The sequence below is a fragment of the Lysinibacillus sp. NPDC097279 genome (assembly GCF_044761745.1).
Lineage (GTDB): Bacteria > Bacillota > Bacilli > Bacillales_A > Planococcaceae > Lysinibacillus.
The window spans coordinates 551,661-567,564 of sequence record NZ_JBIWDA010000001.1 but is presented as its reverse complement, the minus strand read 5'-3'; the positions used below and the strand labels follow the sequence as shown (position 1 = coordinate 567,564).

General features: G+C 35.5%; 20 protein-coding genes. 11 read left to right on the top strand and 9 right to left on the bottom strand.

The window, feature by feature from the left end:
- Nucleotides 1–124: 124 nt before the first annotated feature.
- Complete coding sequence (locus ACIQ1H_RS02675) at nt 125–604, bottom strand: thioredoxin family protein (RefSeq protein WP_402886327.1); 480 nt, start codon at nt 602–604, stop codon at nt 125–127.
- 191 nt (nt 605–795) lie between these two features.
- Here ACIQ1H_RS02675 and ACIQ1H_RS02670 point away from each other — a divergent pair, with 191 nt between their 5' ends.
- Together ACIQ1H_RS02670 and ACIQ1H_RS02665 are read left to right on the top strand one after the other, a co-directional pair.
- The gene (locus tag ACIQ1H_RS02670; RefSeq protein WP_402888526.1) at nt 796–3,096 is read left to right on the top strand and encodes a YhgE/Pip family protein; all 2,301 of its coding nucleotides are present in this window, start codon (nt 796–798) and stop codon (nt 3,094–3,096) included.
- 80 nt (nt 3,097–3,176) lie between these two features.
- Nucleotides 3,177–3,683 carry a PCYCGC motif-containing (lipo)protein gene (locus ACIQ1H_RS02665; RefSeq protein WP_402886326.1) on the top strand — a complete coding sequence of 169 codons (507 nt, stop codon included), beginning with the start codon at nt 3,177–3,179 and terminating at the stop codon, nt 3,681–3,683.
- 234 nt (nt 3,684–3,917) lie between these two features.
- On the opposite strand, the gene ACIQ1H_RS02660 is transcribed toward ACIQ1H_RS02665, so the two are convergent.
- Entirely contained in the window at nt 3,918–4,454 is a 537-nt protein-coding gene (locus ACIQ1H_RS02660; protein ID WP_402886324.1) for a hydrolase, read from the bottom strand.
- A gap of 223 nt (nt 4,455–4,677) precedes the next feature.
- On the opposite strand from ACIQ1H_RS02660, the gene serC reads away from it, so the two are divergent.
- Both serC and ACIQ1H_RS02650 read left to right on the top strand, forming a co-directional pair.
- Entirely contained in the window at nt 4,678–5,766 is a 1,089-nt protein-coding gene (gene serC / locus ACIQ1H_RS02655; protein ID WP_402886322.1) for a 3-phosphoserine/phosphohydroxythreonine transaminase, read from the top strand.
- A 334-nt stretch (nt 5,767–6,100) separates the two neighbouring features.
- Nucleotides 6,101–6,436 carry a hypothetical protein gene (locus tag ACIQ1H_RS02650; protein WP_172772036.1) on the top strand — a complete coding sequence of 112 codons (336 nt, stop codon included), beginning with the start codon at nt 6,101–6,103 and terminating at the stop codon, nt 6,434–6,436.
- A gap of 67 nt (nt 6,437–6,503) precedes the next feature.
- Here the strand turns inward: ACIQ1H_RS02650 and ACIQ1H_RS02645 are convergent, their stop codons facing one another.
- Genes ACIQ1H_RS02645 through ACIQ1H_RS02635 form a run of 3 tightly spaced genes read right to left on the bottom strand, consistent with a single transcriptional unit; the run spans nt 6,504 to nt 8,553 of the window.
- On the bottom strand, nt 6,504–6,932 hold the full coding sequence (locus ACIQ1H_RS02645; protein WP_172772037.1) for a Fur family transcriptional regulator: 429 nt from the start codon (nt 6,930–6,932) through the stop codon (nt 6,504–6,506).
- Nucleotides 6,929–7,792 carry a metal ABC transporter permease gene (locus tag ACIQ1H_RS02640; RefSeq protein ID WP_402886321.1) on the bottom strand — a complete coding sequence of 288 codons (864 nt, stop codon included), beginning with the start codon at nt 7,790–7,792 and terminating at the stop codon, nt 6,929–6,931. Before ACIQ1H_RS02640 ends, ACIQ1H_RS02645 begins: the two co-directional genes overlap by 4 nt.
- 14 nt (nt 7,793–7,806) lie before the next feature.
- Complete coding sequence (locus ACIQ1H_RS02635; protein ID WP_340823698.1) at nt 7,807–8,553, bottom strand: metal ABC transporter ATP-binding protein; 747 nt, start codon at nt 8,551–8,553, stop codon at nt 7,807–7,809.
- A gap of 108 nt (nt 8,554–8,661) precedes the next feature.
- Here ACIQ1H_RS02635 and ACIQ1H_RS02630 point away from each other — a divergent pair, with 108 nt between their 5' ends.
- The 7 genes from ACIQ1H_RS02630 to ACIQ1H_RS02600 all read left to right on the top strand — a co-directional run bounded on the left by ACIQ1H_RS02630 (nt 8,662) and on the right by ACIQ1H_RS02600 (nt 13,195).
- Nucleotides 8,662–8,898 (top strand): endonuclease IV, encoded by a 237-nt coding sequence (locus ACIQ1H_RS02630; protein WP_172772040.1) that lies wholly within the window; start codon nt 8,662–8,664, stop codon nt 8,896–8,898.
- A gap of 314 nt (nt 8,899–9,212) precedes the next feature.
- Nucleotides 9,213–9,605 (top strand): hypothetical protein, encoded by a 393-nt coding sequence (locus tag ACIQ1H_RS02625; RefSeq protein WP_402886319.1) that lies wholly within the window; start codon nt 9,213–9,215, stop codon nt 9,603–9,605.
- 119 nt (nt 9,606–9,724) lie between these two features.
- Nucleotides 9,725–10,117: a hypothetical protein gene (locus tag ACIQ1H_RS02620; protein WP_402886317.1), complete on the top strand. Its 393-nt coding sequence runs from the start codon at nt 9,725–9,727 to the stop codon at nt 10,115–10,117.
- A 117-nt stretch (nt 10,118–10,234) separates the two neighbouring features.
- A complete protein-coding gene (locus ACIQ1H_RS02615) occupies nt 10,235–11,128 on the top strand; it encodes an NADH dehydrogenase FAD-containing subunit (RefSeq protein WP_402886315.1) in 894 nt (297 codons plus the stop codon).
- Nucleotides 11,115–11,849, top strand: coding sequence for a hypothetical protein (locus tag ACIQ1H_RS02610; RefSeq protein WP_402886313.1), 735 nt, complete (start codon nt 11,115–11,117; stop codon nt 11,847–11,849). Before ACIQ1H_RS02615 ends, ACIQ1H_RS02610 begins: the two co-directional genes overlap by 14 nt.
- Nucleotides 11,846–12,544 (top strand): hypothetical protein, encoded by a 699-nt coding sequence (locus ACIQ1H_RS02605; RefSeq protein ID WP_402886311.1) that lies wholly within the window; start codon nt 11,846–11,848, stop codon nt 12,542–12,544. Before ACIQ1H_RS02610 ends, ACIQ1H_RS02605 begins: the two co-directional genes overlap by 4 nt.
- A gap of 12 nt (nt 12,545–12,556) precedes the next feature.
- Nucleotides 12,557–13,195, top strand: coding sequence for an ABC transporter ATP-binding protein (locus ACIQ1H_RS02600; protein ID WP_402886309.1), 639 nt, complete (start codon nt 12,557–12,559; stop codon nt 13,193–13,195).
- Between the two features lie 451 nt (nt 13,196–13,646).
- On the opposite strand, the gene ACIQ1H_RS02595 is transcribed toward ACIQ1H_RS02600, so the two are convergent.
- From ACIQ1H_RS02595 to ACIQ1H_RS02580, 4 genes are all read right to left on the bottom strand, one after another.
- Nucleotides 13,647–13,841, bottom strand: coding sequence for a helix-turn-helix transcriptional regulator (locus tag ACIQ1H_RS02595; RefSeq protein ID WP_024362980.1), 195 nt, complete (start codon nt 13,839–13,841; stop codon nt 13,647–13,649).
- 14 nt (nt 13,842–13,855) lie between these two features.
- Nucleotides 13,856–14,359: a DUF6773 family protein gene (locus ACIQ1H_RS02590; RefSeq protein WP_402886307.1), complete on the bottom strand. Its 504-nt coding sequence runs from the start codon at nt 14,357–14,359 to the stop codon at nt 13,856–13,858.
- A gap of 214 nt (nt 14,360–14,573) precedes the next feature.
- On the bottom strand, nt 14,574–14,924 hold the full coding sequence (locus ACIQ1H_RS02585) for a VOC family protein (protein WP_172772048.1): 351 nt from the start codon (nt 14,922–14,924) through the stop codon (nt 14,574–14,576).
- A 69-nt stretch (nt 14,925–14,993) separates the two neighbouring features.
- Nucleotides 14,994–15,782 carry a lipid II flippase Amj family protein gene (locus ACIQ1H_RS02580; protein ID WP_402888525.1) on the bottom strand — a complete coding sequence of 263 codons (789 nt, stop codon included), beginning with the start codon at nt 15,780–15,782 and terminating at the stop codon, nt 14,994–14,996.
- Nucleotides 15,783–15,904: the final 122 nt, after the last annotated feature.

The window sequence follows — 15,904 nt, the reverse complement described above, 5'->3', positions numbered from 1 at the left end:
TCTTTATAGTATCCATTATACATATTCCATATCGTAAACAAACTATGTTTTATAAAAAATGAGCTCATCTTATGCAAAAAAAAGAGACTGTCCAATATTCCCATTGGACTTGTCTCCTATAAGCTTATTTTTTTAACACTTCTTTATCTAAGAAAGAGCGTAAATCTTGTTTAGATAAAGCACCTACAAAGCGTGCTACTTCCTTACCACCTTCAAAACGAATAAAAGTTGGTGTTGCTTCAATACCGTACTTATCCCATAAATCTGCATATTCATATACGTTTAATTGAGCGATGTTTACATCAAGTTCATCTGCAATTGGCATTAATACAGGTGTAAATGCTTGGCAGTGCACACAAACTGGACTAAAGAAGTATGCGTTCACATCTTCGCCTGCTTCAATTTTCTTTTCTAGCTCATCAGGTAACATAATATTTTGGTAATTTTCATCATCTAATTGATCGATTGTTTCTTGTGTTAGCTTTTTGTCTCCATACGGATTATTCGCACTAGCAAGTTTGTTTTTGTTCGAGACATTTGTAAGCACAATAATCGCTGCAAACAATACAACAATAACCGACCCAATAATTAGTAATTTTTTCAATTAAACTCCTCCATTTTCACACAAAAATGCCCTACTTTTAGTGTATTTGGGATTGATTATAAAGTGTTTTTGGAACCTAGTAAACTATTTAGTCTTTCATATTAAATTTTCCAACTATTCAAACATAATTTAGTGTTTTTAAGGGAACATACTACTATAAGCTCAAAATGAAATTGGAGTGAACTTTGACTATGAAACACACTTTCCAACATGTCTTTCGAATTTACAAAAGTGATATTAAAAATATTGTATCAAATTGGGTAGTTGCCGTTATCGTTGTTGGCCTTATTTTTTTACCTTCACTTTATGCATGGCTTAATATTTATGCCTCTATGGATCCTTACGCTCACACTTCCAATATGAAAATTGCTGTTGTAAACGAAGATGTCGGGACAACCGTTAAAAGAGAAGATCTCAATATAGGAAAGGAATTAATGACCAATTTAAAAGAAAACGATAGCTTTTCCTGGTATTTTACTCCTAAGCAAGAAGCGCTCGATTCATTAAAAAATGGTGACTATTTTGCAGTTCTTATCGTTCCTAGTGACTTTTCACAGAAGCTCACATCCATTTTGACAGATGAACCGACAAAGGCGCATATAGACTATTATGTAAATGAAAAAATTAATCCGATCGCCCCTAAAATTACTAGTAAAGGGGCTGGCGTTATTACGCAACAAGTTTCGAGTGAGTTTATATCCACTGTCAATGGCACCCTTTTTTCAATGTTCAATACAATTGGTATTGAAATAGAACATGAACTTCCAGACTTTAAAAAATTTGAACAGTACATTTTTACAATTGAGCAACATTTACCTGATATTGAGTCCATTCTAGCGCAAACGGCAACAGGTGGAAAAGACGCTGAAAAATTATTAGACACGACGATTAGTGAAATTCCAGAAATAGAGAAAATTACGAATAACGGCCTCACGACTGTTCAAAGCGGGTTAAAGCTAATTAATGAAGCAGATACACTGTTCAATCAGCTTTCACCAATCGTTCAAAAGGATTTAGAAAGTGCGCAAACAATCGCACAGCAATTCACAAATCTTTTAGAAAAGCTGCAAAGTGCTACTTCCGATACTTCGACATTAGCGCAATCAAAAGACGAACTGCAAAAACAATTAACCTCTTCACTAGACAAAGTAAACAGTAGTATCCAGACATTGGAGGCTTTACAAAAACTAACACAGGCAGACGCAACTTCTCGTAAACAACTTGAAAATTCACTTACTGATGTTATTCAATCACTTCAACAAGACGATTCTACCGCTGTAGCTAATAAAAATCTCATTCAGCAATTGGAGTCTATACAAGATGCGTTACAAGTAAATCCGACAATAACAGATTCTTCGATAGATGCACTTTCTACTTTGCGTCAACTAAATTCACTTTTAACGGATGTATCAAGTAAAGTGCAGCAAATAAATAATATCGATGAAGAAAAGATAAAAAACGATATTGCTGAAGTCCAAAAAATTGCGCAAGATGCTGCTGACAATTTAAAACAGTTTCTGAGCTATTATACAGAAAATCTTGAGCCGCAAATTCATACAACGTTGAATGCCGCAAAAGATACGTTAACAAATGCTTCGACAATGCTTACAAAGGTGCAAAGCTCCATTCCACAGGCGCAGCAACGGTTAAACAATGCTAAAAATACACTTGTAACAGCCAATAAGGCCATAGCTACAATTCAGTCAGACTTCCCTACATTAAGTAAAAAAATTATTGATCTTGCTAATAAGCTTCGAACGCTAGAAAACGAAACCGATATTTCTGAAATTGTTCAGTTATTAAAAAACGATGTTGATGCTGAACGGAACTTCTTTGAAGAGCCTGTCCAACTAGAAGAGCATAGAATGTTCCCAATCGCGAATTATGGAACAGCCATGACACCTTTTTATACAGTGCTATCCATTTGGGTAGGTTGTTTGTTACTGATTTCCTTACTTGCGGTGAATATACATGACAATCAACAATATAGTATTCGGGAAATTTATTTCGGCCGATTAATGACCTTTGCAACGATCTCATTAATACAAACATTAATTATTACTATTGGCGATGCTTTACTATTAGATGTTTCAATTAGTGCACCCTACTTTTTCATTATGTTTGGACTAATTATTAGTTTTGTTTTTATTACCGTAGTCTACACGCTAGTATCTGTATTTGGAAATGTTGGAAAAGCGTTAGCAATTGTTATGTTGGTCTTACAAATTGCTGGTTCTGGTGGTACTTATCCAGTCGAGTTGCTACCTAAGTTTTTCCAAATAATCAATCCGTTTTTACCGTTTACCTATGCAATCGAAATGATGCGGGAAGCAGTTGGTGGAATCATCTGGCAAAAAGTATGGGTAGACCTCGCATTCTTATTAGGCTTTTGGCTAGTCTTTCTTCTGTTTGGCTTTTTCTTAAAAAAATTACTAGGCGAAAAAATGGAACTTTTGATGAACAAAACACGAGGTTTAGATATATTTCATTGAAAATCGTCCTTGCTTGCTATAAATATTGACAGGGACAATGTTATAATGGAAATATTGTAAACAAGTAGGAGGCGTTTGTTTTGAAAAAACTTGTATCCATTTTTACGTTATTACTACTCGTATTAAGTGCTTGCGGGACAGATAAGGCAATTAAAGAAAATCCGAGTGATACACAAGATGAGGCTTCACATGATGGACATGCTCATGTGTCAGGAGACATTCAGGAAGAAACAGCAGGTGCTGATGTTCTACCATCTTTTTTAGATAGCCAAACCGAGAATATTCGCTTAGTTTACCAAATCGCGGGGCAATCGACAGACATTTTAGAGTGGATGCCATGCTACTGTGGCTGTGGAGAATCCGCAGGACATAAAAGCAATTTAAACTGCTTCATTCAAGAAAAGCGTGAAGATGGAACAATCGTCTGGGACGATCATGGTACACGTTGTGGCGTATGCTTGGAAATTGCACTGCAATCAGCAAAAATGCATAAAGATGGCATGAGCTTGAAAGAAATCCGTCAAACAATTGATGAGACTTACAAAAATGGTTATGCCAAACCAACACCAACTGAAATGCCTGCTTAAATCATAAGAACTATAGATGAAAAGGAAAAAGTGTTAGATTGACTGCAATCAACCTAACACTTTTTTTGTGCTGTGAATGGTCCACTTTGGCGATTACTTTTCACCAGCTTAGCGTCAGCCGATTCCCCTTAAACAAAAGTCACTATCTCTAACAAATATGCCACAACCCATGTCCCTGCTTACTATGTTACTTTAGACGATACTTATAAACACACCCTCTTAGTGCGTTTTATATTATTTTACAAGTTGTAACACCGTTTTAAAATGAGCATGATTTGCTCTTTGTAAAAGCTCATACAAAATCATCTCCGTGCTCGTTGGCAAAATGCCTAGTGCCTTCATTTTATCTAACCCTATTTCCTTATTGGCTTTAGTGCGAGAAGATACGGCATCAACAACTACCTCAACTTCAAACCCCTGTTCCTTCAACTGTCTTGCTGTTTGATAGACACAAATATGTGTTTCAATACCCGTTACAATAAATTGCGTACGTCCACTTGCTTTAACTGCATTAATGAAGTCCTCTTCTTGGCATGCACTAAAAGCCATTTTGGCAATTGGATTGCCCTGCAGATGCTGTGCAATTTCTAACGCAGTGCCCCCTAAGCGACTTGGATTTTGTTCCAGCCATAATACTGGCACATCCAGCGCTTGCATTCCTTGTACAAGTTTTGACACATTTTGAATAACCGTTTCGCTTTCATCTACAATTGTTGCCAATTTCCCTTGCACATCAACGACAATTAGACTTGCTTGTTCAACTGTAAACATTAAAAACACCCCTTTTCATTACTTAACGATAGTATACCGAAATTTCTTTGTCTTTGTAGTGTTTTAATAAATTGTGTGCGAATTGTGTGCGTGCCTGACACTAAAATGCTCATTTTCATCCTACATAAATAAAATATTGAGAATTTTGTTTTTTCTCTTGAAAATTAAGTTATAATCCAGTAAAGTGCTTTTATTAAACAAAACAAACAAGGAGTGTACCACTTTGACACAACGTGCATACAATTTTAACGCAGGTCCTTCTGCACTACCGCTAGAAGTTCTAGAAAACGCTCAACAACAATTAGTTAACTTCCGTAATTCAGGTATGTCTATTATGGAAATGAGCCACCGTAGTGCGATCTTCGACGAAGTACATAATGAAGCAATTGCTCTACTAAAAAAACTTTATGCTATTCCAGAAAACTATGAGGTACTATTTTTACAAGGTGGGGCAAGCCTGCAATTTACAATGGTACCAATGAACTTCCTTCAAGCAGATAAAAAAGCAAGCTACGTTTTATCTGGTTCATGGGCTGAAAAAGCATTCAAAGAAGCAAAATTATTTGGTACTCCTGTTGAAGCCGCAAGCACTAAGGAAAATAAATATCGTAACATTCCAGCTTTGTCAGAAATTCAATTTAATGAAGATGATGCATACCTTCACATCACATCAAATAATACGATCTACGGTACTCAATGGAAGGAATTCCCCGAAACAGGCAATGTTCCTTTAGTAGCAGATATGTCGAGTGATATTTTATCGAAACCTATTGACATCAGCAAATTTGGTATCATTTATGCTGGTGCGCAAAAAAACCTTGGCCCTTCTGGTGTAACTGTCGTTATTATTCGCAAAGACTTATTAGAAAAAGCGAACAAAGACATTCCAACAATGTTAAAGTATACAACGCATACAGACGGTAACTCGTTATACAACACACCACCAACATTCGGTATTTATATGTTAGGTGAAGTATTAAAATGGGTTGACGCTAAAGGTGGCGTTGAAGCAATTGCTAAACTTAATGAAGAAAAAGCACAAGTAATTTACGATGCGATTGATAACAGTAATGGCTTTTACACTGGTCACGCAACGCCTGAAAGTCGTTCATTAATGAACATCACATTCCGTGTCGCTAATGAAGAGCTTGAAAAACAATTCCTAGCTGAAGCAAAAGCAGCTGGATTTATTGGTCTAAATGGTCACCGCTCCGTTGGTGGTTGCCGTGCTTCAACTTATAATGCTGTTCCATTAGAAACTTGTAAAGCACTACGTGACTTTATGGTCGCATTCCAACAAAAACACCAATAATAATATAACGGCGAATGATAGCTTAATCATATCATTCGTCGTTTATTTTGATTCAATGGCATTTTTATGCTCCCTCTCTAATTTATAGCCTCCATCTTCCGTTAAAAATTCTTTCACATTTCCCAATGATAGACTTCTATCTCTATGACAATGCCATTGGTACAAACATACATTTACAAAATAAAATAAACTTACGAAGCATTTTTTTAAAGAAAAAAATAGTTTTTTTAGTGTCTATCGGACATATTACCAACCTCCTTCCTTTTAAAAAACATAGATTATAAGTGTAAGGCAATAGCTTTACATTATTTCTAACGAAAGGAGGTAGTATCAAATGGAAGATAGAAGATATGTTACACACATGAATTGGGCTCCTTGTAAATGCCAAAAACCTTGCAACTGTCACCAAAAGAAACAACATGAGTGCAAAGAAGAAAAAGGTCATAAAGCAATGAATCACTGCAGAAGCTGTATCTGTGAGCAATTAAAATGTTTAGAAGTTGGCACTGTAGTAGATGTTTTCTTAACAGGCGGCCTTAGTTTCCTTGGTTTGACTTTCGTGAGCTTTAATGCAAGAAATTGCTGTGCTTATTTCCTAGAAGCAGGTTCTACAACACCACTTATTATTGACTGTAAAAAAATAGATGCTATCCGTATTGTAAGAAGATAGTAGTAGTCTTCTTATGCCCTTTCCTTCTAGCATTACTCCTTCACAATAAATAAAACCCTGTCAAATATTAATTTGACAGGGTTTCATGTTTACAATCTGGACATTTACCGTATATTTCAAATTTATGATTTTCGATTTCATAATCAGGAAGCTTTTCACCAAGCATCTCCATTGGACAAAGATTGAGCTCTTTCACATTGCCACAATCCATACATATGAAATGATGGTGATGATGTTCAGACTCACAATGCATGCGAAAATTTCGTTCGCTGGATAACTCGGTTTCTTCTAATATGCCAAGCTGTACAAACGTTGAGAGATTTCGATAAATCGTATCAAAACTCATACCAGGAAAATCTTTTTTCAGCACATCTAATAAATCTCGAGCGGTTAAATATTTATCCGTCTCTGCAAACATATTTAAAATTAACTCACGTTTATCTGTTTTTTTATAGCCGTTTTCTTTTAAAATTTCCCACGCTCTTGAAATATTCACTGTGCTGCCTCCCCTTGTTTTGCAGATAGTTTTAACATCGTTTTCTTACCTATGATTACAAGTAATAAGATAAGAATTGATGTAACAACAATTGTACCACCTGGTGCTAAATCTAAGTAAAATGCACTTACTAAACCGATTAATACCGCTACCTCGCCAAATACAATTGCATAGATAATCGTTTGCTTAAAGCCTTTTGCAAGACGCATTGCTGCAGCAACTGGCAAAGTCATTAAAGAAGATACTAGTAAAATACCAACGATACGCATACTTGCTGCAATCACAAGCGCTGTCACAATCATAAATAAAAGATGAACCCATCGTGCGGGTAGTCCACTAGCTTTCGCATATTCCTCATCAAACGATAGCACAAAAAGTTCTTTAAAGAATAAAAATAAAAAGACAATGACTACAATGGCAATCCCAATTACAACCCATAAATCTTGTCGAGAGACAGCCGAAACGGAGCCAAATAAATAACTCATTAAATCGGTGCTAAAGCCACTGGCAAGTGATATAAAAATGGCGCTAATTCCAATACCGCCAGACATAATAATCGGTATGGCAAGCTCTTCATAGTGCTTATACAGTCGACGTAAGCGTTCAATTAATATTGAACCACTAACTGAGGCTAGAATGCCAAGGTAAATAGGGTTGAGCATTGCAAATGCAGCAAAAGATTGACTTACATACAAGCTACCTGCAATACCCGCAAGTGTAACATGGGATAAAGCATCGGCAATTAATGATAGTCTGCGAACTACTATAAATACCCCTAGAAGTGGTGCGATGATGCCAATCAATAAGCCAGAGAAAAAGGCATTTTGTAAAAACTCATAGTTAAAAATTGCTTCAATCATTGTGCCTTCTCCTTCTAATGAATCTTTCTCACGGAATGACCGTACCAAGCGTCTAGCGCATCCTGAGAAATAGAATCAAATTCGTCTTTGTAACCGTGGAAATGAATCGTTTGGTTGAGGCAAGCAACATGGCTAATTCGGTTTGAAACTGTATCAACATCATGTGTGACAAGAATCATCGTAATTCCTTGTTCCCTATTTAAATTCGCCAGCATATCATAAAAGGACTGCACATTCTCGTGATCGATGCCGACAGTCGGTTCATCCAGTATCAGTAATCTTGGCTCGCTTACTAAAGCTCGTGCAATAAAGACACGCTGTTGCTGTCCACCAGATAGTTCACCAATATTTTGGTTCATAAAGGCGTCCATTCCTACTGCCTTTAAAGCCTCATATACTTTGTCTTTAACATCTTTTGTAGGTCTTTTAAATAGCCCTAATTTTTTTGTTAATCCGCTGATGACTACCTCTTGTACAGTTGCTGGAAAACCTGAGTTGAAAGCATTGGATTTTTGGGAAACGTAGCCTATCCATTCACGATGTTTAAATGTTGCACTTGGCTCTCCAAACAACTTAATTTCGCCAGACATTGGTTTCAATAATCCTAAAATAATTTTTAATAATGTTGATTTTCCTGAACCATTAGGTCCGAGGAGTGCTAAAAAATCTCCTTCTTCCACACGGAATGAGATATTTTTCAATACCTGTGTATAGTCATATTGAAATGACACATTATCGATGTCAATTAATGTTTTTTTCATGCATGATCGCTTCTTTCTAATTCAAAATCATTACGATTTACAAATTGTAAGTATAAATGAATGTTTCATATTTGTAAAGAAAACAAGACTTAAAAGGAGGGATTGGTTGTGAGTATTCATTTTTTGCAGCAATTATCTCAAAGTACAGATAAAGAAGTAGTTGCCATTGCACGTGCCGAAGGTTTTGAAATTAGCACGTCAGAAGTAAAAAAGCTTCGACCTTATCTTGAGCAATTCTCATTTTCTTGGCTCTTTTTAGGTATACCAAAAGAGGTACTGAGTGAAGTGGAAGCCGTTCTAGGAAGAAAACGTTCCCGCCAGCTTATTGCACTATTTACTAAATAATATAGTAAGGTCCGCAAGTCAGTTGGTGACTTGCGGGCTTTTTTTATGTATTAGAAAAAATCGTTTCGACTTATCCTAACACGGACTAACCCCCTCCAAAATCTACCTATATTTTAAATTTTTTTTGAACTTTTTAGTAAATTACAATAGATTTTTCTTTACAAAAATATTGAAAATAGAAAGTTTGGAATTTTATAATAATTGATAATTAGAGATTGTTATATCGCTTTCTCTATGAATAGGTTTTTGTTGCCCCGTTGTTTTGTTGCTATTGGTTTATTCTCATCAAAATACAAAGAAGGAGTTGCATTGACATGAAGAAAAGACTAGCAACAACAGTTTGTGCATTAGGATTATTGGTTAGTGCCGGTGTAGCAAGTGCAGGGACAAGTGCTATTACCTATGCGAAGGAACTGCCTGGGTTTAAAAGGAACATATATTTAGCGACCGGAACAAAAGACAATAACAGTGACTCAAAAGTTGAAAATTCTATAGTTGGTCAAAATTACGAGGCAACTATGTGGATTGTGGATGCTAACGGGAAAAAGGTTTCTAATACTGCTAAAAATGTAACGGATAATGATACACGTCTCTTCATTGTAAATCAAAGTGCTGTTGGTGGAGATGTTACACTAGTAGCAGAAAATGACCAAAAAAAATTTGTGAGTGTAGAAATCTCAGGAAGATTTTATCCAGACACAAGATGATATAGATCATGCCCAATAACTGATATAACAACATTATTAGAGAATGGAATAATTCATGAGAAGTTTTTCGTTATTTAGTTGATATGTTTATTCAAATACAAAGAAGGAGTTGGTTTGACATGAAGAAAAAAATAGCAACAACAGTTTGTGCTTTAGGATTATTAGTTAGTGTCGGTGCAGCAAGTGCAGGTACTAGTGCTATCACATATGCAAATACTCTCCCTTTTTTGTCTACTAACGTAAATTTAGCAACAGGAACAAAAGATAATAATAGTAATTCAAAGGTAGAAAACTCTACAGTCGGTGGTAATTACACTGCAAATATGTGGATTGTGGATGCTAAAGGGGCAAAAGTATCTGCAACATCTACAAGTGTAACGGATATTGATACACGTTTCTTTACAGTAGATCAAAGCGCTGTTGGTAACAGCGTAACGCTTGTCGCAGAAAATTCTAGATCAACGGTTGTTAGAGTAGATATTTCAGGAAGATTTTTTCCTGATACAAGATGAAATAGCAAGCCAAATTTACTGATATAACAACATTCATTGTCATTCTTTTATCAAACGTCTTGATAGGGTTGTCTATTCAAGATAAAGACGACCCTGTCTTTGAATAGGAGGATATCAATGCTTATTGAATATATAAAACTATTTAAAAATAAAAACTTTTATCTTAGTATTTGTGCATTAATACTGCTTGTTGTGATTGCTGTGGTACTAGGTGTGAAAGAACATAACGAAGAGTATCAATTAACAGAACGAATTTACGGCCAATACTATGAAGAAGAAATTGTAGAAGATGTGCTTATTTTCGTTTCCCCATATAAGCAATGGCTTGGTTTTACGAATAATTTAGCATCTGAATTGTATTATTTAATATTTCCGTTATTAATCTCTTTTGCACTTGTGGACTCAATTTATCAGGAAAGAAAAAGTGGCTATTCACAATATATTTTTATGCGGATGGAAAGACAAAAATATTACAAAGTAAAGTTTGCTACAACTTTTCTAACTGCCTTTTTGCTGTTCGTTTTGCCAATATATCTAGGCGTAGTGCTCGTAAATCTATTCACGAATCATTGGGACTATACAGCTTATGCCAATATTTATAGAGGGTTTGTAGAAGGGACTTTAGCAATACCAGATAATGCTATAAGTGTTTTTAAAGGAGATATCCAATTCCTTTTTTCTGATTTACTAAGCATATCTCCATATGCATATGCTACCGTATTTTATATTATCGGTGGATTGTTTGCTAGTGCGTATATTTGTTTGGGGCTAGCACTTTCTATGTTTATTAAAAATTATTATTTAATGATTTTTATGCCACAAATTATTTATACAAGTCTTTGGTTTTTAGCCACCAATCACCCAAAATGGGCTCCATTTTTCTTTTTAGCCCCAGATGGTATACATGGAGACAACTCCCTTTCCATTATGGTTATCGAATTTCTGTTGCAATTATTACTTACATTTGTCATTTACGTCATTGGCATGAGGAAACATGATGATGTTTTATAAGTACTGCTCCCATTGTCTACAGGATATTCGCTTGAAAAAACTGCTCTTTTGGGGTGTGGCATATTTTATAATATCGCTACATTTGTTTGAAGTATTACCTATCACTTCAGTGGCAACAAGATGGCATACGCTAAAAGACTTTATATTAGCCTCTCGTTATGAATATTTTTATATTCCTATTTTTTTAATATTATTAGCACCCTTTTCATCTAAAGACAATGATTGGCTACTGCTTAGAAGATATCGTCACCGACAGCAATTTGCCACTTATAAAATTTGCTTCGTTTTTATCGTGACTGCGTTTTTTTCAGCGATTGTTTTTGGAAGTAGTTTGTTGAGCACATCGCTAGCGAAGTGGCTTTTTTCGCCGTATATCAAAAATTACAGTGCCCTATTATTATATGTGCCTGAGCCTAAAGAAAACGGTTCATTGCTTTACTTTATCTATATGTTTTATTGTGTTACTGCTATTTTCGGGTTGCTTTATATCGTCTTCCAACAACTTTTCAAAAATAACTTCATTAGTGTGATTGTAGTTATGATTCTTGGCATGTTGGATCGATATATAAAGCACTTTGTGTATATTGCCTTTAATAAAACTGAATTTGCGTCACCTATTAGTACATTCTTTATATTAGTTGCCGTTATGATATTGTTAATCAATACCATTCATTATTTAGTCAATAAACTAGACTTTTACGTGCGAGATGATGATTCATGACAACATTTTCGTTAGAGTGGAAACTACTGCGAGAAGATGCCTTGAAAATTAGTTGTATTTGTATTGTTTATCCATTGTTAACTACTTTATTGCTACTCTATATGACATCACTTTTTGATGGCATGACATTGCGCCAAGCATTTACTGCCCTTTTGGGACAAGTGGAGGAACTTACTTGGATGTACTGGACTTTGCTATGGTTTGGTTATGTGCTTTTAATTCAAATTATTTGGAAGCCTCGCTCCACTTCTTTTTCATACAACATGCTATTACGCTATCCCAAAAAAAGCTGGTTTTGGCTTAATCGGCTGCTAATCTTACTTATATTCACTGCATGCTATGTCGCAATGACTTATATCATGAGCTTTTTCCTTTTTTTAAAAGCTCAAGTAGCGCTACAATTTGATTTCTTAATTGTTCTACAGGCATTGTTTCTGTGCATCAATATGTACTGTCATGCATTGCTATGGAAAATCATCGAATTATTGCTATCCGCAAAAATAGCGACTGTTTCGCTGATTGTTCTATTTTTTGCAGGTATTAAGCAATCCGCCCCCTATATTCCTTTCTATTATGGGCTAATGGGAAATTTCGAGGCAAACATGTTCGCTGTCATTTTAGTCATTGAGGGGCTATATATGTGTGTTATGTGTTTATTTATTGTTCAAATTGCTTTAAAAAATGATTACCATTAGGGAGGTCATGCTATGTCCATTGAAGTATTAAACGTTTCCAAAGTGATTAAAAAACGCACGGTGCTACAAAATATTAATTTCCAACTAGAGCGAGGGAAAATTTATGGCTTTGTCGGTCATAACGGTTCAGGGAAATCGATGTTATTTCGCGTTATTTGTGGCTTAGTAAAACCGAGTGTCGGAACCGTAAAATTATTCGGGGATGTGTTACATCGAGATATTTCATTTCCTAAAAGTGCAAGTGTAATCCTTGAAAAGCCTGGATTTTTAGAGCATTATTCAGGGTTCTCCAACTTAAAATTTTTAGCATCGATACGCAATCAAATTACTGACCAGGATATAAAAGCCGCAATAACAAAAGTTGGTTTAGACCCCGAAGATAACCGCCCTGTTAAAGCCTACTCTCTTGGGATGAAACAAAAACTAGCGATCGCTCAAAGCATTATGGAAACACCTGAATTAATTTTATTAGATGAGCCAATGAATGGCTTGGACGAAGATTCTGTACAAAATGTATATAACATCATTAACGCCGAAAAACAACGAGGTGCTACCATATTATTAACTTCACATAATAAAATCGATATTGAGTCTCTATGTGATCAAGTATATAAACTGCGTGAAGGTGTGTTAACGGAAATCCCCGTCTGACCTCTCTTTGCCAACATATTCAGTTGATTGAGCGGAAAGCGCCCGCCCGTAAAGGAATTTCCCCTTCGTTCCGCGGAATTAGCTTCTCGCATCGCGGAATTATGCCCTCGTTCCGCGGAATTCTCACCCTGTTCCGCGGAATCACCTTCTCGCGCCACGGGTAAATCTCTTTTGCGCGAATGAATCACCATACCATTAGTACGAATAGTTAATTGAAGTGGAGGACGGGCGACTCCTGCGGGAACGCACGCATTGTAAGACGCAACAATCCGCGCGTTAGCGAGGGTTGAGGCTTACAGTGTGCCCGCGGAAAGCGCTCGACCGTAGCGGAAATCAACCGCAGTATTTATCTTTTCTTTGAACACAAATGCAGTAATTTTAACTTTTGCTTTCCCTCAAATATAGTAAAACCTCCACTTTGACAAAGTTCAAAATGGAGGTTTTCTTTAATTTACTCTTCCCAAAACAATTCATCCAACGTTTTATTTAACGTTTTACAGATTGCAATACATAAGTTTAAAGTCGGATTATATTTACCTACTTCAATTAAGCCAATCGTTTGTCGAGTAACCCCTACTTTTTGTGCTAAATCTTCTTGTGACAGATCATGTTCTATTCGAGCCATTTTTAAACGGATATTTTTCATGCTAATCACCACTGTTAATCTTCTAAATTTTTTTGAACGACTTGATCACTTTTCTTTTTTGCAGCCTTATACGATAATCCCAAAAACCCTGCAAAAAATGGCACATATATCAGTAGAGATACTAAAAAGACAACGAAGAAATATTCTATTGCTTGTTGTGTACTGTCTGCGTAGTTAAATGCACTGTTAAGCCCTAAAATAATTGCAAAAGCTAAACCAAATACAACACCAAAAAGTACATTTTTTGTTCCTAATTTGACTTTGCTATTACTATCGTGAACCTCTATTTCATCGGTTAAAATGCCAAGATATGCCGTTCTTACATAATAATATACAGATGATATAAATATAATCAACCACTCTGTTAATACATTATCCAAGGACACGCCCATTTTAAAGAATTTAATTAAGATCGATATTGAACAGACAATCATGATCAATACATAAACTTCTTTGTATATTTTATTTTGTAAATTTTTTACACGCTCATCAACTTGCTTCTTCTGTCTGGCAGCCATAATTTTCCTCCATTCGTTTTATTAATTTTATTATATAAAACAACATTGCTTTATGCAATATATAAATTGCATAAAGTTATTTATAATTTACAAAATGCAAAATGAGTTCTCTTAAAGACATGAAAAAGGCACATTTTCTTGTGGAAAATGTGCCTTAAAAATTCATTTTAAAAAATGTCCATATTGCCTATTAACGTTAGGAATTTCTATTCGTTTACTTTTCCCATAGCTCAATTCGTCTGCCCTCTGGATCTTCAATCCATATGAAATTTCCAAATTCACTAACCTCTTTTTCCTTTACAAAAGGAACACCCAATTTCTCTAGATGCTTAATACTGTCATCTAGATTTTCAACTTGGAAGTTTAACATCACTTGTTGTTCTAATGGAAAATAGCCATCATCCTCGGTAAAGAAAGAAAAAATTGTTTCATTGTCTGCTTGTGGTGTAATAATGGCACCATTCCAGCCTTCGATTTCCATGTTTAAAACTTTACTGTACCATTGTTTAATATCCTCTAAATTTTTTGTTCTCCAAAAGATTCCACCAAAGCCCTTTATATTCATAAAAGTCACCTTCCTATCTTTTCGTTATTCATTTCAATTCTCTTTATAAAAGCGATTTCCTTCTAGTGATTACGTAATAAGCTTCGCAAACCAAGCAACATAATGTGCCCCAGGTATAAATAAAGCTTGCGCTAAAATCGTTCCTAAAAATCTGGATGTCATCATCATAACAGACGCTTTTTTTAAATCTAGATAGCTACCTCGCTTGTTGATTACATCATCCGCAAGTATTGAAATTTTAGGATCAATAAAAATAATTAACAAAATCGTCGCCATACCATTGATTAGTCCAGACGCCATAACAGCAGTGTTACTTAATTCTGGTACTAATAACCCAGCATATAAAGCTGATAAAACACCAATCGTATAAATCGCTGTTATGACAATGTTAATGACAAATAATTTGACTGGGATATCTCGTAAGCCCATTCCCTTTAAATACGAAAAACTTGGCTTACGAATATGTTTCATTCCACGTCTTACATATTCAAGCGTAAATCCTTTTTTCAATAAAGCGGGGATTGAACCTCTTTCCTCAGCCAAATGGATTATCCCTCTTGAAAAGATGGCTACGAACGTTGGCAGTAATAATATCCCTATAAGAGTTCCTACCGATGCCGCTCCAATAATAATGCGATATTGGTTTTCTACATAGGCTAACGCATTGTCAGCAGGAGCTGTATCCACCAAGCTTCCTGTAAATGGTTGCTGCATCATATTCGCTAGCCTCGAAACCATGACCATTACATTAAAAAGCGATAAAGCTGAAGCTAGCAACCTTACACGTGCTCCTGATAAACGGACTGCATACGCAAGGGTCTCGATTGAATGAATGATGAGAATAAATAAAGCAATCATCATTAATTTTTCTGTTACAATTTCCACTCTCTATACCTACTCTTAACTTTCCAATTATTTCACATGTAGACGTTTGAATTTTAAATTAGTTCCAGAAAGCTTAAAATGCCTGTGAATTATAG